This window comes from Streptomyces achromogenes (genome assembly GCF_030816715.1).
Classification (GTDB): Bacteria; Actinomycetota; Actinomycetes; order Streptomycetales; family Streptomycetaceae; genus Streptomyces; species Streptomyces achromogenes_A.
Genome location: NZ_JAUSYH010000001.1, coordinates 5,587,135 through 5,607,219, shown reverse-complemented (window position 1 = coordinate 5,607,219; position 20,085 = coordinate 5,587,135). Strand labels below are relative to the sequence as shown.

Annotated in this window: 15 protein-coding genes; 9 read left to right on the top strand and 6 right to left on the bottom strand. The window is 68.3% G+C overall.

From position 1 onward, the window contains the following. The first annotated feature begins 68 nt into the window (after positions 1-68). Complete coding sequence (locus tag QF032_RS25355; protein ID WP_307057610.1) at positions 69-920, top strand: helix-turn-helix domain-containing protein; 852 nt, start codon at positions 69-71, stop codon at positions 918-920. Continuing rightward, entirely contained in the window at positions 917-1,105 is a 189-nt protein-coding gene (locus tag QF032_RS25350; RefSeq protein WP_307057608.1) for a DUF397 domain-containing protein, read from the top strand. Before QF032_RS25355 ends, QF032_RS25350 begins: the two co-directional genes overlap by 4 nt. Before the next feature lie 54 nt (positions 1,106-1,159). Here QF032_RS25350 and pglX read toward each other — a convergent pair whose 3' ends face one another. Next, positions 1,160-4,963 (bottom strand): BREX-2 system adenine-specific DNA-methyltransferase PglX, encoded by a 3,804-nt coding sequence (gene pglX / locus QF032_RS25345; RefSeq protein WP_307057605.1) that lies wholly within the window; start codon positions 4,961-4,963, stop codon positions 1,160-1,162. Positions 4,964-5,096: 133 nt separating this feature from the next. Between pglX and QF032_RS25340 the strand changes: the two genes are divergently transcribed. The 3 genes from QF032_RS25340 to QF032_RS25330 are packed head-to-tail and all read left to right on the top strand — an operon-like array spanning position 5,097 to position 8,457. Next, the gene (locus QF032_RS25340) at positions 5,097-5,603 is read left to right on the top strand and encodes a hypothetical protein (RefSeq protein WP_307057603.1); all 507 of its coding nucleotides are present in this window, start codon (positions 5,097-5,099) and stop codon (positions 5,601-5,603) included. Then, on the top strand, positions 5,600-6,979 hold the full coding sequence (locus tag QF032_RS25335; RefSeq protein ID WP_307057601.1) for a ParA family protein: 1,380 nt from the start codon (positions 5,600-5,602) through the stop codon (positions 6,977-6,979). Before QF032_RS25340 ends, QF032_RS25335 begins: the two co-directional genes overlap by 4 nt. Then, positions 6,976-8,457: a hypothetical protein gene (locus QF032_RS25330; RefSeq protein ID WP_307057599.1), complete on the top strand. Its 1,482-nt coding sequence runs from the start codon at positions 6,976-6,978 to the stop codon at positions 8,455-8,457. The genes QF032_RS25335 and QF032_RS25330 overlap by 4 nt, the downstream gene beginning before the upstream one ends. A gap of 31 nt (positions 8,458-8,488) precedes the next feature. Here the strand turns inward: QF032_RS25330 and pglW are convergent, their stop codons facing one another. Beyond that, entirely contained in the window at positions 8,489-12,889 is a 4,401-nt protein-coding gene (pglW, locus tag QF032_RS25325; protein WP_307057597.1) for a BREX system serine/threonine kinase PglW, read from the bottom strand. Between the two features lie 487 nt (positions 12,890-13,376). Then, positions 13,377-14,465: a redox-regulated ATPase YchF gene (ychF, locus tag QF032_RS25320; RefSeq protein WP_306949502.1), complete on the bottom strand. Its 1,089-nt coding sequence runs from the start codon at positions 14,463-14,465 to the stop codon at positions 13,377-13,379. Between the two features lie 197 nt (positions 14,466-14,662). Between ychF and QF032_RS25315 the strand changes: the two genes are divergently transcribed. Then, entirely contained in the window at positions 14,663-15,247 is a 585-nt protein-coding gene (locus tag QF032_RS25315) for a DUF6542 domain-containing protein (protein ID WP_307045613.1), read from the top strand. A 76-nt stretch (positions 15,248-15,323) separates the two neighbouring features. On the opposite strand, the gene ppgK is transcribed toward QF032_RS25315, so the two are convergent. Then, the gene (ppgK, locus tag QF032_RS25310) at positions 15,324-16,070 is read right to left on the bottom strand and encodes a polyphosphate--glucose phosphotransferase (RefSeq protein WP_307057595.1); all 747 of its coding nucleotides are present in this window, start codon (positions 16,068-16,070) and stop codon (positions 15,324-15,326) included. Positions 16,071-16,099: 29 nt separating this feature from the next. Then, positions 16,100-17,167: a 4-hydroxy-3-methylbut-2-enyl diphosphate reductase gene (locus tag QF032_RS25305; RefSeq protein ID WP_307045609.1), complete on the bottom strand. Its 1,068-nt coding sequence runs from the start codon at positions 17,165-17,167 to the stop codon at positions 16,100-16,102. 104 nt (positions 17,168-17,271) lie between these two features. Between QF032_RS25305 and xseA the strand changes: the two genes are divergently transcribed. The 3 genes from xseA (at position 17,272) to QF032_RS25290 (ending at position 19,483) form a co-directional block, all read left to right on the top strand. Further along, positions 17,272-18,480: an exodeoxyribonuclease VII large subunit gene (xseA, locus tag QF032_RS25300; protein ID WP_306949505.1), complete on the top strand. Its 1,209-nt coding sequence runs from the start codon at positions 17,272-17,274 to the stop codon at positions 18,478-18,480. 12 nt (positions 18,481-18,492) lie between these two features. After that, a complete protein-coding gene (locus tag QF032_RS25295; protein ID WP_307045607.1) occupies positions 18,493-18,717 on the top strand; it encodes an exodeoxyribonuclease VII small subunit in 225 nt (74 codons plus the stop codon). 175 nt (positions 18,718-18,892) lie between these two features. Continuing rightward, complete coding sequence (locus QF032_RS25290; RefSeq protein ID WP_307057593.1) at positions 18,893-19,483, top strand: malonic semialdehyde reductase; 591 nt, start codon at positions 18,893-18,895, stop codon at positions 19,481-19,483. A gap of 64 nt (positions 19,484-19,547) precedes the next feature. Here the strand turns inward: QF032_RS25290 and QF032_RS25285 are convergent, their stop codons facing one another. Then, positions 19,548-20,072, bottom strand: coding sequence for a DUF4245 domain-containing protein (locus QF032_RS25285; RefSeq protein ID WP_307045606.1), 525 nt, complete (start codon positions 20,070-20,072; stop codon positions 19,548-19,550). Positions 20,073-20,085 lie beyond the last annotated feature (13 nt).

Below are 20,085 nucleotides of genomic sequence, written 5' to 3'. Positions count from 1 at the left end.
CACTGGACTGGCCGGGTAACTCCCCGTAACCACGGACAGGTTGACCGGGCGCGAAAGGCGGGGCGGCGATGACGGCGGACCACGACAGCGGCACATCGGCAGGCGGTGGACCCAAACTGTCCGACGGCCTCAAGACGTTCGGGGCCGCGCTGAAGGCCCTCCGAGAGGCCGGGGGCCTCACCCAGGAGGAGTTCGCACCCCGCGTGGGGTACTCGGCGGCGTACATCGCCAAGTTCGAGCAGGGCAAGCGGTTCCCGCCGGAGAACCTGCCATGCCGGGCCGGCGAGGTGCTGGGACCGGTCGCGGAGAAGGTCCTGACGGCGACGGCGAGGAGCCTGCGGAGGAAGGCCGGGCTGGCGTCGTGGTTCCTGCAGTGGGCGGGGATCGAGGAAGAGGCGATCACGCTGTACGCGTACGAGTGCCGGGGGATTCCGGGGTTGTTACAGCCGGAGGGGTATATCCGGGCGATCTTCGACCGCAGGCTGCCACCTGTGACCGAGGAGCAGCTTGAACGCGAGGTCGCCGCTCGGCTGGACCGTCAGCAGCTCCTCGCTCAGCGGCCGAACACTGCTTTCAGTTTCGTCATCGAACAAGCGCTCCTCGAACGCCACTTGGGAGGAGTCGAGGTCACACGCAATGTCATCGACCACCTGCTCAACGTTGGCAGCCAACGCAACGTGGAGATCCAGGTGATGCCGCTTCGTCAGGAAGACCACACCGGCGTCGACGGTCAGATGTACCTGGCGGAGCGGCCTGGCCACCAGTGGATCGGCTACGTCGAAGGCCAGCGCTCTAGCAGCCTGATCACTGCTCCGGACGACGTGAGCGTGCTGCTCCAACGCTATGGCAAGCTGCGTTCCCAGGCCCTGGATTGTCGGGCTACGGTGAGCCTGCTGGAACAGATGCGAGGAGCGCTATGAGCACTACTGAAGACCTTGACTGGTTCAAGAGCAGCTACAGCGGAAGCGAAGGCGACAACTGCATCGAGATCGCCGTCCGCTCGGACGTGGTCCACGTCCGCGACTCCAAGGACACCGCCCTCCGCCCCTTCACCGTGACACCCGATGCCTGGTCGGCCTTCACTACGTACGCGTCCGGATCCTGACGCCTGGGCAGGTGAGGCGGCAGATTCCTGCCGCCTCATGGGGCTCCTGCTCCCCTACTCCTCGCCCAACTCGACCTGCTCGACGGGCTCCTTCTTCGGCGCGGCAGCCTTCCGTCCGCGCGGCTTCTTCACCGGCCGCCACGCCTCCAACTGCGCCTCACCGACACCGTGCCTGCGCAACAGCGCCTCGTAGTCGGCTTCAAGCACCTCGGCCGGCACCTCGTCATCCCACTCCGGGTCCGGCTTCCCATGCCACTGCTTCACCCACGGCATGACCTCCCGCAGCCCCGCGAGCAGCGGAACGATTCGCTCAGCGCCCCAGCCGTCCTTCTTGGTCCGGGCATCGATCAACTGCGACAGCACCTGCGCCTGATCCTTGTGATCCCACCCGGCCCACCCGAGCATCAGCGTCGGATCCCCGTCCGGGCTCGCATCGGGGTACGAGATGAAGCGTTCCTTGGGCACATCTAGCTTGCCGCGGTTCGCCCAGTACGAGGGCCGCAGAAAGTCAGAGGACTTGTACTTGGTTGGCGGGTCGATGTCGAGCCGCGCTCTGTCCTTGTCCTCCTTGCGCTGCTTTTCCCAGACGTCTTCCCACTGGTCGCGGACGCGCAGCCCGGAGTCCTTGTAGCGCAGGGCTGCGAGATACGGCACATGCTCATCGGCAATGACTTCAGTTAGCACCTTGGCCAGTGGGAGATCCGGCATACCGAGATGATCTGAGGCGTACAGTGCCGCGACAGACACGAAGTCCGCATTCGAACTCAACCGGTCAGCAAGATAGTTGACCGTCATCGACCGCGGCTGCTTCATCCCGTCCCGCAGCTCGTACCACAACTCGCTACTCTCGCACCGATTGAGCAACCAGGTCCGCAGCGCGGCCCGCTCCTTCTTCTCCCACGCTTCAGCGGACCAACGTCGCTTGCACTCAGGTCGCTCGATCAGGCCGATGCCCTTGGGGCGTGCGGCGATGATGCCGATCCGCGCCTGAACGGTCTTGCGGTACCACTCGGGCCACTGCGCGGGAATCTCCGTCACGGGCGTGGAATCGTGACGCCGGAACCACTGCTCCACGGCCTCGTCCGTGGCAGCTTGCGGAGCGATCGCCAGCTCAAATGCCCTCTCTCCGAGGGAAACTTCAGGAATCTCAGAGCCCGCTCCCCTCGTAGTCGTAAGCGCCAGTTCGGATTCGCTGAGCAATCCGTACAGACCGTAGACCTGCCAGTCCAACTCTTCCTGGAGAGCAATCATCTGCCGCCAAATACGAGCATGCTTGGACCGAGCTTCGGAGAGGAGCGACCGGTCAGGGGCAGCGTTCGAGCAAATAGCGGACGGCTCTTGCTCGGAAAGCTCACGAGCCAATGTGTCCAGCTGACGTCCCAACTCCAGCGGCAGCTCGCCGGGAAGCGGAAACTCTTGCAGCTTCGTTCCAGTGAACTCGTAGAAACTCTCCCATGCATACCGACCGGTCGAGCGCTCCCCTCCCCTGTTTCCCTTGTCCTGGCTGACCTGCTTCAACCAGAAGCAAGCCGTCGACGAATTCAGCACCCCCAGCAACTCCAGGTGCGCATCCTCATCCGCCCCCTCCGGCAGCTTGATTACAGGCGCAGTTCGATTGAAGAGTCGGCCATCTCGGTCGTACGAGAAGTGATTATGCGTGGCCACGAACGCGAACCCGATACCATCAGTCACATTCAGCTTGCTCGAATAGTTCTCCAGATGCACGTACCAAGGCGAATCATTCTCGGCCATGGTCTTACCAAAGATAACTCGACGCTCAAGCAAGGCGCGATACGGCCATAGCCCATGCGAAACGAGCGGACTCGACTCAGTAACTAGCTTCGTGTTGGAAGAATCAACATAAGGGTTACGGATCTGAGTCACCCGCGAGATCGCAAAGTCGCGAACGCTGTCACCTGTAACAAGTTCGCGAACCGCCGCGTCTTCCCCCAACCGCTTGGCCGTCATCCGGTCAGGCAGGAAGTACGCATCGTCCGCGCCACTGGCAGTGGTTCGCCCGATGCTGGTGCACCGGTCTCCTAGCCGACCCACAGCTGCCGCTTCCACATGAGCTTGCAGTTCGCCTGCCCCTCCCCCAGAGAGGCTCCACGGAAATTCACTGAGGCTGGAGCTGGGCGAATCCACCACGCTCACCCAGTCCGACGGACTGCCCGGGGCACCCGTCTTCTGTGCAATCTCGCGCCAGACCAGACCGTCCTCGGCGTTCTGCGGCTGCGAAGGCTCCCCCCGAACCCCCAACACCGCCCGAAGTATCCGCTTCGGATTAGGAATCCGATTCCGCCCCACCAGAATCACCGTAGGCGTGCCATGCCCCGGGATGTACGCCCCCGACGTATCAATCACATGTGACAGTTCGACCCGGTTACGGAAGAAGACCTCGATGAGCTTCTTGCCGAACTCTCGCTTCATGAAGGAGTTCGCCGTGATCTGCCCGACGAACCCGCCCCCGCCGAGCCGCCCGCCCGGCCCCCTGACCGCCAAGTCAAAAAGCCGTGCCGCGAACGGCACGGACAGCGCGTACGTCCCCGCGCACACGTCCTTGTACGCAGCCCGGTAGTTCTCGTTCTCCTGCTTGTCCTTCACCGTGATGTACGGCGGGTTCCCCACAACCACGTGGTACGAGCCCCGCCCCAGCAGATCCGCCCGCTTCGCGTACTCCCACACGTCCTCCGTCGCGTACGCGTAGGCCTCCCCGTCCTCGCGCCCCACGACCGCCTCCGCGAACAGCGAGTCCAGGTCGATCTCGGTCTGGATTCCGGCCGCGCCCCGCCCGTGCAGGAGCGAGTCGCCGACCGCCACGTTGATCGGGAAGGGCCGCATCTCCGCGAGACGGCTCACGCCCGCGGCCTTCATCGCGGCGACGAGCAGCCGGAAGCGCGCGATGCTCGCCGCGAACGGGTTCTTGTCACAGCCGTGGACGGATTCCAGGGAGCGCCGGACCAGGGTCCAGTCGTCCGTACCCGGCTCCGCGATACGCCACTTGTCCAACAACCGGTGGAAAATGCCGAGCAAGAAGTGCCCGGACCCGCAGGCCGGGTCGATGGTCCGCAGCCCGCGCAGCGGCTCACCGTCCGGGTCCAGCGGATCTTCCCGTACCGCGTTGAGGCCGAACTCCTCGATCGCCGGTTCCAGGGTCAGGTCGAGAATGAACTCCTCGACGAATTCCGGGGTTTGGAGCAGCGCGTACGTCTTGCGGGCATGCTCGCTCAGCTCCTGGTAGAGGTCGCCGAGGAACCGGGTGTTCCACTCCGGGTCCGTGAAGTCGTAACGGATCTCGCCCGCCGCGCCCCACCTGCGCCAGAACGCGAGCAACTTCGTCGCCGCGTCGTAGCCGGGGGTGATGCTCCACAGCGGGTTGTGGTTCTCGTCGAAGAGGCCGGCGGCGGCGGCGTTCGTCTTGGCGAGATGACGGAAGGAGTCGATCAGCCAGTCGCGGTCGTTGAGGTGCGGGTTCTCGCGGAAGAAGTGGTCGTGGCGGGCCTCCGCCTCGGCGAGACGTTCGCCGGGGCCGGCGAGGAAGGGCTCCTCGATGAGCCGATTGTCCTCGCAGAAGCGGACGAAGACGCAGGCGAGGACCCAGGCCGCCGCGGCCTGCGTGACCCGCTCGTCGCGCCAGGCGGCGTAGGGGGCCGCGATCCGCTTGGCCTTCTTGGCCTGCTGATACTCCTCTTCCAGGCGTTCGCGGAACTCGTCGACCGTCTCGCTGCGGGCACGCAGGTCGTCCTCCAGGTCGAGGACCTGCCGCTTGAGGTCCTTGACCAGGGCCTCCTTGTCCAGGCCCGCCGCCGTACCCGCCGTCTCCACCGTCACGTCCGCTTCCTTCTTGTTCCTACTCACCGCACCGCGTCCTCTCCCGCCGCGCATCCCGCGGCCAGGCCCTTCAATCCTGCCAGCCTCGTTAACGAGGCTGGGGTCCCCGTGTGTGGAAAGGCCTCCCGCGCCCTCGGCTCCCCCCACTAAAGTGATCGTCGTGACGGCAGCGCCCAGTACCTCGCCCCCGCCCGACTTCGCCCGAGCGAGCGTGCACCACTACCGGTCGGCCGTCCTCGCGACGGGCGCGCGGTGGCAGATATCGGCGGACCACCTGGCCGGTCTGGCCGCGGAATGCGCCATCAAGGCCATCCTGATCAGTTTCCTCGGCTCCGAGCTCAAGCCGAACGGCATGCCGCACCACCCCGAGATGAAGTTCGCGCATCCTCAGCGGAGGCAGCGGAACTGGGACGGCCAGCACGGCCACCTTCCCGCCCTCTGGGAACAGCTCACCGCCGTGGCCCACCGCCGCAACGACACCGCCGCAGGTCTCCTGTTCTCCCAGCTCCTCTGGGAGAACCCGTTCGCGGACTGGGACGTGGGCGACCGGTACTGCGACGGCACCACGCTCACCAAGGAGCACGTCGACCGGCACCTCAAGGCGGCCCACGACCTCATCGCCGCCCACGAGCAGGCCCGCATCCTAGGAACCGGCACCCTCGTATGACCACCCCTCCCCCACCCTCCGCACGGTTCGACGCGGCCTGGAAGCAAGCGCTCGCCCACGCCGGACAGGCCGCCCAGCGGTTCGGAATGGACGTTGTCGTCACCCGTGACCTTCTGGGCCGGGCGTCGCTCCTTGTCGACGACCGCGCCGCTCCACTGCCTGCGGACGCCCCCGATGTGCTCTCGGCGTCAGCGGCATTCGCGGCCGCGACGCACCCCTTCACCGGCCTCGAGCCCGTCGTCCTAGGCAGTCTGCTGTTCGCCCCCGACCTCTTCTTCGCCAGCAGCGACCGTACGGAGATCAGCGCGTCCCACGGGAGCGTCGGCAGCGTGCATGCCTTAGAACGCACAGTGATAGGGACCGACTGGACCAGTGCACCCGTTTCTGCCCAGGCGCCGAACGACGAGGACTGGGACCGCCGGGACCGACGCGTCGCCATGTACGGATTCAAGGGGGGTGTGGGCCGCTCTACGGCCACCGCGATGCTCGCCCGGTATCTGGCGGACCGCGGACGTTGTGTCCTCGTGGTGGACCTCGACCTGGAGTCCCCCGGGGTATCGAACCTCCTGGAGAGCCCGAGCGGCATCCCGCGTCACGGCATCGTGGACCATCTGGTCGAAGCAGCAGTCGGGCATGGAGACGGGCTGGAACTGGTCGCTCGCGGCACCGCCCTCCCGGTCCGGGGCGAAAGCAACGGTGAGGTGTGGTTCGCCCCTGCGGGAGGGACACCTCGCGCAGGCGAACGCAGCGACTACCTCGCCAAACTGAACCGCATCTACAGCGACCTGGCCCCGCTCACTCCCGGCGATTCCCCGCGCCCCTTCGCCACCCGTCTTGAGCAGGCCATCAGCGCCTGCGAGAACCAGGTCGCGGAGCTCTCCCGGCGCCCGGATGTCGTCCTGCTCGACTGTCGGGCGGGAATGCATGACATCGCCGCTGTCACCCTGACCCACCTGAGCGGCCTGGCTCTGCTGTTCACCGTGGACAACCCCTCCACCTGGGAGGGGTACCGCATGCTGTTCGAGCAGTGGAGGCAACGGCAGGACCACGTCAGCGACCTGGTAGAACGCCTCAGGGTCGTCGCTGCCATGTTCAACTCCGCCGGAGACATCAACCGACTCCTCGCCCTGCAGGAGCGGGCCTACAACCTCTTCGCGGACACCCTCTACGAGCCGGACAGCACGTATATCTCGGCACCGGACGCGGAAGACGCACCGCACTCCCCCATCCCGATCCTGTTCGGCAACGACCTGATCGGACTCGACCCGCTGCGCAGCAGCGCCTGGCCGGAGCTGCCGATGGTCGAGGCCGTGTACCAGACCTTCACGACTACGGTGGAGCGACTGCTGCCGTCACCGCACCCGGAGCCCTCATGACCCCCCTGACCGCCGACGAGTACCGCACCCTGATCGACAGGGCTCTGGAAGGCGCGGTCGACGCGAACACCACGGAACCGGACCTGCGGCGACTGTTCACCCCGTCGAGCCACCGGCTCGCTCTCGCTCCCGATGTCACAGTGGTGAAGGGCGCTCGCGGCACCGGCAAGACCTACTGGGCCAAGGCACTGACGGATCCCCGGCTGCGAGAGATCGCCGCGGCCTCGTACCTGATGCCCAAATTGCGCCGGGTCGAGATCGCCACCGGCTTCGCTGCGGACCGTAGGGCCGACGCCGCGTACCCGACCAAGCGAGTCATCGCCCGGCTAATGCGTGATGACGAGTTCGATGCGGTCGACTTCTGGTTCACGGTCGTTCTGATGGCGCTCCAAGTGCCCGAGATCGCAGCCATCGGTGACTGGCCCGGCCGGATGAGCTGGGTACGGGACAATCCCGAAGCACTCGACGACGCTCTCCAGGAAGCGGACAGCACAGCCCACAACGACGGCATGACGCGGGTCCTGCTCTTCGACGCCCTCGACCACCTGCACAAAGACAGGACACAGGCGGACAAGCTTGTGTCAGGTCTGCTCGAGGTGGCACTCGAACTGCGGCTCACGACCACAGCTCTGCGCGCGAAGATCTTCATTCGCCCGGACATGTACGACAGTGCGCCCAAGAAATTCGCAGACGCCTCGAAACTCACGGCAAACACCGCCGAGCTCACCTGGCTCCGGGAGAACCTCTACGGACTCTTCTTCCACCAACTGGGCAACTACGACGGCCCCGGAGCCGCGGAGTTTCGAGCCGCGACCAGCATGACCGGCAGCTGGCGCGACGAGGGCGAGGGCAGGTTCATCGCGCCGACCGACGTCATCGCTGACCAGACACGGCAGGAAGCCGTATTCGTTGACATCGCCGGGCCGTACATGGGTACCGACCGGCGCAAGGGCCTCACCTACACCTGGGTGCCCAATCACCTCCAGGACGGCAATGAGGAGGTCAGCCCCCGTACCTGGCTCTACAGCCTCCGGGAGGCCGCCGTCGTCTCCGCGGAGCGCTACGCCGGGCACGAGTACGCACTGCACTACGACGCCATCAGAGCGAGCCTGCACGGGGCGGCCCGTATCCGTGTGGAGGAACTTACGGAGGACATCGCCTGGGCGGTTGCTGCGGTCGAAAAACTCGAGGGGGGTGAGGTACCGATGGAGCCTTCCCTCGTCATCGCCTACTGGGATCAGGGCGGGCTCAGCGCAGCGCTGCAGGATCTGGCCAAGGACAACGCTCAGGACGGCCAGGAAGACGACGGCGGCAGCGGTCCACGCAAACCAGCTGACCTCTTCGCCGTCCTCGAGGAACTCATCGACATCGGCGTCCTGACCCGGCGACTCACCACCGGGGCCATCGACCTGCCCGATGTGTACCGGCTGTACTTCAACATCGGGCGCAGGGGCGGAGTTTCCCGCAAGAAGTCCTGACCCCGGCCGTCCGTTCACTTCGTGAAGGCGCTCAGTCCCCGAGCGCCTTCACGAACTCCGCATCCAGGTGCTCTTTCTCCCCATCGCCCGCAATCACCTCAACCGTCCGCCCGTCCAGGCGCGGCTGCTGCGACCGTGTCTCGACCGGACACAACAGCCACAGGCCGTACGGGACGGTCGCCGGTCGGCGTGCCGCACTCTGAAGACGGGTCAGGAAGCCATGGCCGCCCTCGTCCCAGTAGCGGGCGACGAGGCCGGCGTCGTAAAGGAAGAGAATCGTCCGGGGCTCGGCGGCCCGCTCCAGGAGGGCGTCCTCCATCCTCTGCCAGACGACGCGTGCGAAAGAGGCAAGGCCGGGCTTGATGCGGCCGGGAGCCGAACTGCTGTCGGCGCGCAGGAACTTCTGCCAGTCCTGGCCCTTCTCGTCCGCCAACTCCCGCAGCGTACGCAGGAACATGCCAGCGACGTCAACCGCGACGACACCCTCGGATTCGAAGGTCGCCGCCACCCGCTCCGCCGTCCCCACGAGTACGTCGCGCTTCACCGTCAAAGCGAGGAAGCCGCCGCGCGCGGCCCGCTCGGTGAGCCGGGCACGAGACGCCCCGTGCGGGTCCTCCCGGTCCGAGCGGGAGATCGGGCGGGGTGGAAGATAGCTGGTGTGGACGCCGGTTGAGGTGCGGGCGGCGGGCGGTGCGGTTCTGCGCGGGAAGAACGTCAGGGTCGTGTGGTCGTACCGCAGGTCGAAGCGTGCCGCTTCGAGCGCGTCCTCAAGCTCCACATGGGTCGGCTCGCGGCCGCCCACGAGGAGGTCGAGGTCGGGGAACCGTGCCCGCAGCCGCGCGATCAGACCGGGAACCATGATGCCCCGGTCGTGCCGGACCCCGGCTCCCGCCTGGGAGATGCGAAGTGCGCGCTCCAGACTCAGATCCTGCGGGTACAGCTCCAGACGCGGGGTGACCGCGGTCCGAGTGGCGACCGCGGCGGCCAGTGCCACGAGGCGGGTGTCCGCGAGTGGGGCGAAGCCGTCGGGAACCGGTACCGCACGCAGATCACGCAGGACCTCGGTACGGCTGGGCAATGGGTCACGCCTGGCCGACTGATAGGCGCAAGCCCCCAACAGAGCGCTGTAGTCGGCCAGTTCACGGGGGCTCGGATCCTCGGTTCCGGGAAGCGACTCGGCCGCGATGAGGATCGCTTCGCCACGCCGGTGCACCGCGAGCCGGGGCTCATGCGGTACTGCGCTCTCGGTCCCCGCGCTGTCTCCCCCTCCCAGTACATCCGCGGTCTCGGCCTCGACCGCGGCCCGGACCACGGCGAGCGATCTGGCCAGGATCCGCTCACCGGTGTCGCTGTCCGCTCCGTGGCGGGCACGCAGTTCGGCGGCAGCCTCCACAGCGGTCATGACGCGCCCGGCGGCAGTGACGATGTCGACCAGCTCAGCCCGTACCGGTGCGAGCCAGGCCGCCTCGGCCCACTGTTTGATCTCCATCCGATGGTGCCGCGAGACCGGCGGCTGCTTGATACCCAGGTGCTCGGCAATGCGTGCCTGCACCGGCCAGGCTCCCAGCGGAGACAGCCCGCCCTCCTCGGGCGGAAGCCCGAGCGTGAGCCGGACCACGCCCTCGCGGTGCGAACCCTTGCGTCCCGGCTCGGGCGTGAGCAGGGCTGCCATCTCGTCTATCGACAGGATCCGTTCCGGAGCCGAGCCGTCCGCCGTGACGACGTCCACCACCGCGCGATCGACGGACGCGGTCCGCGGAGACCTTCCGTCGGAGGCCGGAAGGAGCGCTGCCGCCCATTGCTTGCGCCGCCGGTTCAGTTCCTTGCGGACCAGCGCACCTGCGCCGCGCGCCCGGGAGATGACGTACGGCTGAAGGTTCAGCAGATCACCGACCCGGTAAGCGTGCAGGTCGTTCGCGACAGACACCGCCCGGGGAGACAGACCGGCGGCCTCCAGGAGTGTCGTAGTGTCGGCGGCTGCCGCTGCCCTGTCCCGGTCGCTCTCTGGGTCCTCGGAGATGGTGCCGACCGTGGTCGGAGTAGTGGTGGGGCCGGTCGAGTCCGCGGTGCGGAACACCTGCCGCCACTCGTCCCGCATCTGCGTGAGGGTCTCGAAGCGGTGCTCGGTATCGCGGTGCAGGGCTCTACGGAAGAAGCGTGCGAGCCCCTCGCTCAATGCCGGTTCGAAGAGTTCGACCGCTATGCGGAGGACTGCCGATTCGTTGGTGAGCGGGTCGTTCTGCCCGTCGCCCCACACCGGTCGCTCGCCACTGGCCATCTCGTGAAGGGTGACGGCCGCCGCGTAACGCTCGGCGTGATCGTCGTAGTGGGCGCGGCGCATCGACCCGAGGAACGGGTCGAGATAGTTACGGGTACCGGCCTTGATGTCCCGGTCAGAGGCATCGGTGAGTGAGAAGTCGAAGAGCTTCAGCTGCCAGGTACGGTCCTTGCGTCGCTGGACACCGAAATTGTCCGGCTTGATGTCACGGTGGCGCACTCCATGACCGGCGAGCTGGTCAAGGGCGTGGAACAGATCGTCCGAAAAGCGTTCCAGCTCGTGGTAGGTGAGACGGCCCTGGCCTCGGAGTCGCTCACCGAGAGACTGCTCGCCGGCGTACTCCAGCTCCAGAACCGTGCGCCCGCCGATCTCCCGCAGGCCCTGTCCGCGCAACTGGACGACCGCTCCACCACCGACCGTGCCGAGCACCCGCTCCTCGGCCCGCAGTCTGCCCGCACGCTCCTCGTCGAGCGCCACCTTGAAGACGTGCTCGTCGATCTGGACGTGTCCGTCCTCGTCCTCGGTCGCCCGCTCCACGAGCAGCGCACGGGCAGTGGCCCCGGTGCCGAGAACCCGCCGGACCGACCATTCGGCGTCGAGTGACTGACCGGGCAGCGCCTCCAACGGGTCGACACCGGTCGAGGCCGGGGAGTCCGGCAGCACGCTGGCACGTTCGGCCTCGTCGAGGAGGTCGAGGAATGCCTCCACCGAGCCGAGGCGATCATTGACATCGGTCCGGGTCGCCTGGAAAACGAGATCGTCCAGGGCATCGGGCAGCCCATCCGCCACCGCGAAGAGACGCAGCCCCGAGTCCGTGCGCAGACGGTCACTCAGCGCGCTGCGCTGCGCAGCCGGCGGCAACCCGGTCAGGATCAGATGTGCCACCGCTCCGAGACCGAAGACGTCCAGGTCGCCGGGGTCGGCGTAGGGCTGATCCGTCTCCGGGGCGAGGTAGACGCGGGCCGCGTCCTCAATGAGTGCCGCGTCGAGGGCGGAACCACCGATGGAGCGGAAGAAGGTGGCGTTGGAGTCGAAATCCCGGGCCGCGGTCTGCCAGTCCGTGATCCGCAGTTCGGGATGGGACCCACCCTCTTTGAAGGAGACGTACACCGATCGTGCAGCCAGAGCCCGGTGGTACAGGGAACGGTTGTGTGCGTAGCGGACGGCTTCTGCGAGTTGTCGGACCAGGTCGAGGCGGGTCTCGGGAGTCAGCTTCCCGCCGTAGACATCGAGGTACTGGTCGAGTCGCAGATCCGTGTGGCGATGGCGGAAGAGAATCGCCGGCCCGCCCTGATGCTCACGGAATTCGACTGCGTCGACGATCCCGCGATGGTTGATGCCCTGGAGCACCTGGTACTCACGGCGCGCGGCACGTTCGGTGGCCTTACGAGCCGCTTCGGTCGCCATCTGGCTGACCAGATAGATACGGACCCGTCCCTCTTCCTGGACCATCCCGTCATCGCGAGACGCGAGCCGGTCCTCCCAGGACGGACCGGCGTCCAGCGGATGGGGCTCCATCTTCCATGCCTCGCCGAACCGCAGATGGGCGGCGGACTGACGAATACCAATGGCCTTCAGCAACTGCGGGAGGGTATGGCGAGAGAACTCCGGAGTAATGCGCCGCTCAGGGCGGTCCGGTGGCAGTCCCAGGAAATCCTGCCAGATACGCTTCAGACCGCTCGCGCCGTCGTCACGGCCGTAGACCTTGATCTGCTGGACCTCGTCCAGGTGGCTTTCCAGATCCGGGGCGGAGAGGAACACGGCAGGCTCGATACGCGGCACGACGCGGTCGCTGATACCCAGCTTGCGTGCTGCCCACTGGAGTTGGCTCTTCAGCTCCTTGGACTTCAAGTCGTTGAAGTGCAGAGGGTTGGTGAGGGTCCGCATACGGTCCTGGCCACGGAAATTCCACGTGGAACCGGTGTTACGGAGTTCACCGGGGTGACTCTTGATCTCGACGAGAAAGAGGCCGGCCGGAACTGCGATCAGCAGATCGCATTCATTGACGCGTCCGGACTGCGCAGTAAAAGAGAAGGTGGCCCAGGCCCGATACGGCTCGGCGTGCGGCATGAGCTGCCGGACGTGATCCAATGCCTCCTGCTCCCACGGGTACGGAGAGACCCTCTCCTGCGACCACTGCCGGGGCGGCCTCACCGGGCCAGGCTTCGGCACCCCGGACGCCGGGGTTCCTCCCACTGCGGTCACTGTCCCCGTCCTCCCGCGTCGCCCACGCCAGCAGGGCCGCATCATGCCTGGTCGAGCCTACCGTGCCCGCCACAAGAGGGAAGCGGCGTTCTCCGATCCGGCACGAGAGCAGCCTTGATCGAACGCCGCTCACCGGTCAGCCACCCGAATCGTTTGAGGGGCCCGCCGTCACTGACACCAGCCGTCGTAAGCGGCAGCCTCGCCACTTGTCCCGGAAACAGGGCAGAGATCGGCCCGCGCCAGCAGTCGCTGTGAACCCATACCCGCAGTCGGTCCACTCCGAGGGAGCCACACCAGGGACGCTTGCGAAACAAGGTGACAGAGCGTCAGTTTTCTCAGCACCATCCCAGCACGGGAACGAGCGAAGGGCTCAACTCCGAAGGGTCGAGCCCTCCTGACTTGTGTAATCAACCAAGCCGACGTGGTGGAAATGCGCCTAAACGTTGAAGCGGAACTCCACCACGTCGCCGTCCTGCATCACGTACTCCTTGCCCTCCATGCGGGCCTTGCCCTTCGCGCGGGCCTCGGCGACCGAGCCGGTCTCCACCAGGTCGGCGAAGGAGATGACCTCCGCCTTGATGAAGCCCTTCTGGAAGTCGGTGTGGATGACGCCGGCCGCCTCGGGGGCGGTGGCGCCCTTCTTGATGGTCCAGGCGCGGGATTCCTTGGGGCCGGCCGTGAGGTACGTCTGCAGGCCGAGGGTGTCGAAGCCGACGCGGGCCAGGGTGGCGAGGCCGGGCTCCTCGGCGCCGACGGACTCCAGGAGCTCCATCGCGTCGGCCTCGTCCAGCTCGGCGAGGTCCTGCTCCAGCTTGGCGTTGAGGAAGATCGCCTCGGCGGGGGCGACGAGGGCGCGCTGCTCGTCCTTGAAGGCGTCGTCGGTCAGCTCGTCCTCGTCGACGTTGAAGACGTAGAGGAAGGGCTTGGTGGTGAGCAGGTGCAGGTCGTGCAGGAGCTCGGCCCGTTCGCTGCCCTGGAGGACGCCCTGGGAGAAGAGGGTGTCGCCCTTCTCCAGGATCTCCTTCGCCTCCTCGACGGCCTTCACCTTCGGGGCGACGTCCTTCTTGATCCGCGATTCCTTCTGCAGCCGCGGCAGGACCTTCTCGATGGTCTGCAGGTCGGCGAGGATCAGCTCGGTGTTGATCGTCTCGATGTCGTCCTTGGGCGAGACCTTGCCGTCGACGTGGACCACGTTCTCGTCCTTGAAGGCACGGATGACCTGGCAGATCGCGTCGGACTCGCGGATGTTCGCGAGGAACTTGTTGCCCAGGCCCTCGCCCTCGCTCGCGCCGCGCACGATGCCCGCGATGTCGACGAAGTCGACCGTCGCCGGGAGGACGCGCTGGGAGGAGAAGATCTCCGCCAGCTTCGTGAGCCGGGCGTCGGGGACGCCGACCACGCCGACGTTGGGCTCGATCGTGGCGAACGGGTAGTTGGCCGCCAGCACGTCGTTCTTGGTCAGGGCGTTGAACAGGGTCGACTTGCCGACATTCGGCAGACCGACGATTCCGATCGTGAGCGACACGTTGCGACTTCCCGTGGTGAGAGGGCCAAGGGGCCAGTTCCCGGAGTGAGAGGGCCAGGGGCCAGAGAGCTGACCGGTCCACCAGTTTACGGCGTGCCCCGGCTCCGCCCCGCTGCCCTGTCGAACGCTTGGCCAAGCCGCGCCGCACGGCGTGTCCGACACCCGATTCGGCACATAAACAGACCTATGTTGGTCCGGTGGAGCAACACAGGACACGGGCCCCGGACCGGGACGCCCACCGGGACGCCCGACAGGACGCCCGACGGGACACTCCTCCCCTGCCGCCCCAGCCGGGCCCGGAGCGGAGCCGCCGCGAGCCCCGCCCCGCCCCGGCCGGACGCGGGCCCGCACCGCTGCCGGCGCGGAAGATGCCGACCCCCCGGCTGACCGGGCTCGGCGCGGGACTGTTCGGCTCGGCGCTGATGTGCGTGCTCGGCGGCCTGGACCAGCTGCTGTTCGGCGCCTCGCTCACGGTGTACGGCGTGCTGTTCCTGCCGGTGTGCCTGCTGACCGCGCTCTGGGTGCGTGACGCCGAGCTGCTGTCCGCGCCGGTGGTCGCGCCGATCGCGTTCTCCGTCGGACTGCTGCCCGTGGCCGCGGGCGGCAACGGGATCGGGGCGCGTCTGATGGGGCTGGTCACGGCACTGGCCACCCAGGTCGGCTGGCTGTACGGCGGGACGCTGCTGGCGGCGCTGACCGTCCTGGCGCGCGGCCTGCGCCTGGCGGCGGCCCGCCGCAGGAACCCGGTCCGCCGCCCGCCGGCCCGCCGGGACCCGTCGTAGCCGTGTCGCGGTTCGTGGCGCAACGGCCGTCGTGGCCGTCACGGCCGCGACGCCACGGGGCCGCGGTCGCCGCGCCTCAGTCGCTCTGCGCCGCGTGCATCGCGGCGCCCACGATTCCCGCGTTGTTCTGCAGCTGGGCCGGGACGATCTCCGCCTTGACGCCCTCGATGAAGTGCAGGAACTTGTCGGCCTTGCGGCTGACGCCGCCGCCGATGATGAACAGCTCCGGCGAGAAGAGCATCTCGACGTGGGCGAGGTACTTCTGGACGCGGTGCGCCCAGTGCTCCCACGTCAGCTCGTGGTCCTCCCTGGCCTTGCTGCTGGCGCGCTTCTCGGCGTCGTGGCCGTGCAGCTCCAGATGGCCGAGCTCGGTGTTGGGGACCAGCGCGCCGTCCACGAACAGGGCGCTGCCGATGCCCGTGCCGAACGTCAGCAGGATCACCGTGCCGCCGCGGCCGCGCCCGGCGCCGAAGGACATCTCGGCGACGCCCGCCGCGTCCGCGTCGTTGACCACGGTGACCGGCAGGCCGCCCAGCCGCTCGCCGAACAGGGCGCGCGCGTCGGTGTCGATCCAGCCCTTGTCGACGTTGGCCGCGGTGCGGATCGTGGAGCCGCCGGTGACCACGCCCGGGAAGGTCAGCCCCACGGGCCCCGTCCACCCGAAGTGCTCCACGACCTGCCGCACGCCGTCGGCGACGCCGTCGGGCGTCGCCGGGTGCGGGGTGAGCACTTTGAGCCGTTCCTGGGCCAGGTCGCCCTTGTCCAGGTCCACGGGGGCGCCCTTGATCCCGGATCCGCCGATGTCCACGCCGAAGATCTGCATGGCCCTACGTTACGACGGCCGACGGACCGTCACTCGGCCGAGGTGCCCGCAGCACCGGAGGCCGTACCGGGTGCCGTACGGGAGGACGCCGTGCCGCTCCCGCCGCGACCGGCCGCCAGCGCCGCCGCCTCCTCACGCAGGTCGCGGCGGAGCTCCTTGGGCAGCGAGAAGGTGATGTGCTCCTCCGCGGCCTTGACGAGCTCGACGTCCCCGTAGCCGCGCTCGGTGAGCCAGGCCAGCACCTCCTCGACGAGGACCTCGGGGACGGAGGCGCCGGAGGTGACGCCCACCGTCGTCACGCCGTCCAGCCAGGCCTCGTCGATCTCGCTCGCGAAGTCCACCAGGTAGGCCTCGCGGGAACCGGCGAGCTTCGCGACCTCGACCAGACGCTTGGAGTTGGAGGAGTTGCGGGAGCCGACCACGATGACCAGTTCCGCCTCCGCGCCCATCTGCTTCACCGCGAGCTGACGGTTCTGCGTGGCGTAGCAGATGTCGTCGCTGGGCGGGGAGACGAGCTGCGGGAACTTCTCCTTCAGGGCGTCGACCGTCTCCATCGTCTCGTCGACGGAGAGGGTGGTCTGGGAGAGCCACACGATCTTCGACGGGTCGCGGACCTCGACCTTGGCGACGTCCGCGGGGCCGTCGACCAGCTGGATGTGGTCCGGGGCCTCGCCGGAGGTGCCGATGACCTCCTCGTGGCCCTCGTGCCCGATCAGGAGGATGTCGTAGTCCTCCTGGGCGAAGCGGACCGCTTCCTTGTGGACCTTGGTGACCAGCGGGCAGGTCGCGTCGATGGTGGCGAGGCGCCCGCGCGCGGCCTCCTCGTGGACGACGGGGGCGACGCCGTGGGCCGAGAACATCACGATGTTGCCCGGCGGCACCTCCTCCGTCCGCTCGACGAAGATCGCGCCCTTCTTCTCCAGGGTCTGCACCACGTACTTGTTGTGGACGATCTCGTGCCGGACGTAGACCGGGGCCCCGTACTGCTCCAGGGCCTTCTCCACGGCGATCACGGCACGGTCGACGCCCGCGCAGTAGCCCCGGGGAGCGGCGAGCAGGACACGGCGGCGGCCAGGCGAAGCAGTCATGGGTCCCATCGTAAGGCCGTGCCCGGCGGCCGCCGGCGTGCGCCGGGGTCCGCCGCCGCCCGCAACCCGGCGCTCGGACCGGGTTGTCGGTCGTGGCCGATACTCTCGTCGGCATGGCTGTGAACACGTCCGCGGACGCCCCGCTGCCCGTCGGTCAGGTGTCGCGGCTCATCGGAGGCTGGATCGACCGGCTCGGCGCGGTGTGGGTCGAGGGGCAGATCACCCAGTTGTCCCGGCGTCCGGGCGCCGGGGTCGTCTTCCTGACCCTGCGGGACCCCTCGCACGACATCTCCGTGGGTGTGACCTGCTACCGCCAGGTCTTCGACGCGGTCGCGGACGTCGTGGGCGAGGGCGCGCGGGTCGTCGTCCACGCGAAGCCGGAGTGGTACGCGCCGCGCGGGCAGCTGTCGCTGCGTGCCGTGGAGATCAAGCCGGTCGGCGTCGGCGAGCTGCTGGCGCGGCTGGAGCAGCTGAAGAAGTCCCTGGCGGCGGAGGGATTGTTCGCCCCGGCGCGCAAGAAGCCGCTGCCGTTCCTGCCGCAGCTGGTCGGCCTCGTGTGCGGCCGGGCCTCCGCCGCCGAGCGGGACGTCCTGGAGAACGCCCGGCACCGCTGGCCCGCGGTCCGCTTCGAGGTGCGCAACGTCGCCGTCCAGGGCGTCCACGCCGTGACGCAGGTCGTCCAGGCCGTCAAGGAGCTGGACGCGCTGGAGGAGGTGGACGTGATCGTCGTCGCGCGGGGCGGCGGCAGCGTCGAGGACCTGCTGCCGTTCTCCGACGAGCAGTTGGTCCGGGCGGTCGCCGCCTGCCGTACGCCGGTCGTCTCGGCGATCGGGCACGAGCCGGACAACCCGCTGCTGGACCATGTGGCCGACCTGCGTGCCTCGACGCCGACCGACGCCGCGAAGAAGGTGGTGCCGGACGTCGGCGAGGAGCTGGAGCGGGTGCGGATGCTGCGCGGGCGGGCGCGGCGCTGCGTGCAGGCGTATCTGGAGCGGGAGGAGCGCGGGCTGGCCCACGCGCTGGCGCGGCCCGCGATACAGGATCCGCACCGGATGATCGACGAGCGGGCCGATCACGTGGCCTCGCTCGCCGACCGCGCCCGGCGCACGCTCGGCCACCTCCTCGACCGCGCGGACTCCGAGTTGGGTCACACGCACGCGCGCGTGGTGGCTCTCTCGCCGGCCGCGACGCTGAAGCGGGGGTACGCGGTGCTGCAGAAGGCCGACGGGCACGTGGTGCGGGACCCGGGCGAGGCGGCGGCGGGCGAGGCGCTGCGCGCGCGGGTGGCCGGGGGCGAGTTCACCGTTCGAGTCGACGAGTAGGAACACAGGGACATGACGAGCACGACGGACGAGGCACTCGGGTACGAGCAGGCCCGCGACGAGCTGATCGAGGTCGTACGGCGCCTGGAGGCGGGGGGCACGACGCTGGAGGAGTCCCTCGCCCTCTGGGAGCGCGGGGAGGAGCTGGCCAAGGTGTGTCGGCGCTGGCTGGAGGGCGCCCGGGAGCGGCTGGACGCGGCGCTCGCCGAGGAGGAGGGGGCCCCGCAGGAGGAGTGAGCCCGCCGGGGGATCGGCCCCGGGGCGCGGGTGGCTGTGCGGCTGATGTGAAGCGGATCACCCCGCACCCGTTTTTGTTGAAGGTTGAACTTCCCTCGCGTACTGTCGCTTCCGTCAGCCGATCCGGACCACGGTCCGGTACCGGATCCGGACGCCACCAGAAGGAAGCCCCCGCATGTCTCTCGTTCTTGACGCCGCTGCCCAGGACCTGCTGTTCCGCGAGGCTCGCACCGCGAACACCTTCACCGACGAGCCGGTGACCGACGAACAGGTCCAGGCGATCTACGACCTCGTCAAGTACGGCCCGACGGCGTTCAACCAGACCCCGCTGCGCGTCACCCTGGTCCGCTCCCCCGAGGCCCGTGAGCGCCTGGTGCGGCACATGGCCGAGGGCAACCAGGCCAAGACCGCCACCGCCCCGCTGGTCGCGATCCTCTCCGCGGACAACGAGTTCCACGAGGAGCTGCCCACCCTGTTCCCGGCCTTCCCGCAGGCCAAGGAACTGTTCTTCAGCGAGCGCCCGGCCCGTGAGGGCGCCGCCGCCCTGAACGCCGCCCTCCAGGCCGCGTACTTCATCATCGGCGTCCGCGCCGCCGGCCTCGCCGCCGGCCCGATGACCGGCGTGGACCTCGAGGGCGTCCGCAAGGAGTTCCTCGACGACGACCACACCCCGCTGATGGCCGTCAACATCGGCAAGCCGGGCGAGGCCGCCTGGTACCCGCGCTCCCCGCGCCTGGCCTACGACGAGGTCGTCACCACCGTCTGAGACCGCTGACATGCGAGGAGGGCCCCCGGCGTCGCCGGGGGCCCTCCTCGCATGCGCCGGGCGCTCACGCCAGCTTCAGCGCGCCCGCCATCGTCGAGAGCGGGCCGAAACCGGCCGTGCCCGCGACCACCGTGGTGGAGCCGCCGGCGTCCTTCAGCACGAGGGCGTCGTAGCGGCCGCCGGTGTAGCGGATCCAGGTGCGCCCGCCGATCCGCTCGGTGACCTTGGTCTCGGTCGCGCCCTGACTGGCCTCGTCGATGAACTGCGAGCGCCGCTGCGTGGACTGCTCGATGGTCACGTACTCCCCGTCGGGAGTGTGAAAACCCAGGTGCCAGGCGTCGAACTCGTCGCCCCGGAAGCGCACCGAGGTGGCCTTCCAGGTGCTCGGCAGGCCCTCGGGCGCGGCCACCGGGTACGACGCCGCGCGGCGCGCCGTGAGGAGTTCGACGCGGTAGTCGACCCGCTTGACGTCGGGAGCGCGGTCGTCGTGGGGGATGAAGAGATAGATCACCCACGCCGCGATCATGATGAGCCCCAGGGAGAGGATCATGTCCCGGGCCGTCTTCTGTCTGCCGTTCGAACCTGCCACGCCCCCTATCGTC

Excerpts from the sequence above, each read along its gene's own strand:
- QF032_RS25355 (WP_307057610.1), top strand. The coding sequence starts at position 69 with ATGACGGCGGACCACGACAGCGGCACATCGGCAGGCGGTGGACCCAAA.
- QF032_RS25350 (WP_307057608.1), top strand. The coding sequence starts at position 917 with ATGAGCACTACTGAAGACCTTGACTGGTTCAAGAGCAGCTACAGCGGA.
- QF032_RS25335 (WP_307057601.1), top strand. The coding sequence starts at position 5,600 with ATGACCACCCCTCCCCCACCCTCCGCACGGTTCGACGCGGCCTGGAAG.
- QF032_RS25330 (WP_307057599.1), top strand. The coding sequence starts at position 6,976 with ATGACCCCCCTGACCGCCGACGAGTACCGCACCCTGATCGACAGGGCT.
- ppgK (WP_307057595.1), bottom strand. The coding sequence starts at position 16,070 with ATGCAGATCTTCGGCGTGGACATCGGCGGATCCGGGATCAAGGGCGCC.
- QF032_RS25305 (WP_307045609.1), bottom strand. The coding sequence starts at position 17,167 with ATGGGACCCATGACTGCTTCGCCTGGCCGCCGCCGTGTCCTGCTCGCC.
- xseA (WP_306949505.1), top strand. The coding sequence starts at position 17,272 with ATGGCTGTGAACACGTCCGCGGACGCCCCGCTGCCCGTCGGTCAGGTG.
- QF032_RS25295 (WP_307045607.1), top strand. The coding sequence starts at position 18,493 with ATGACGAGCACGACGGACGAGGCACTCGGGTACGAGCAGGCCCGCGAC.
- QF032_RS25290 (WP_307057593.1), top strand. The coding sequence starts at position 18,893 with ATGTCTCTCGTTCTTGACGCCGCTGCCCAGGACCTGCTGTTCCGCGAG.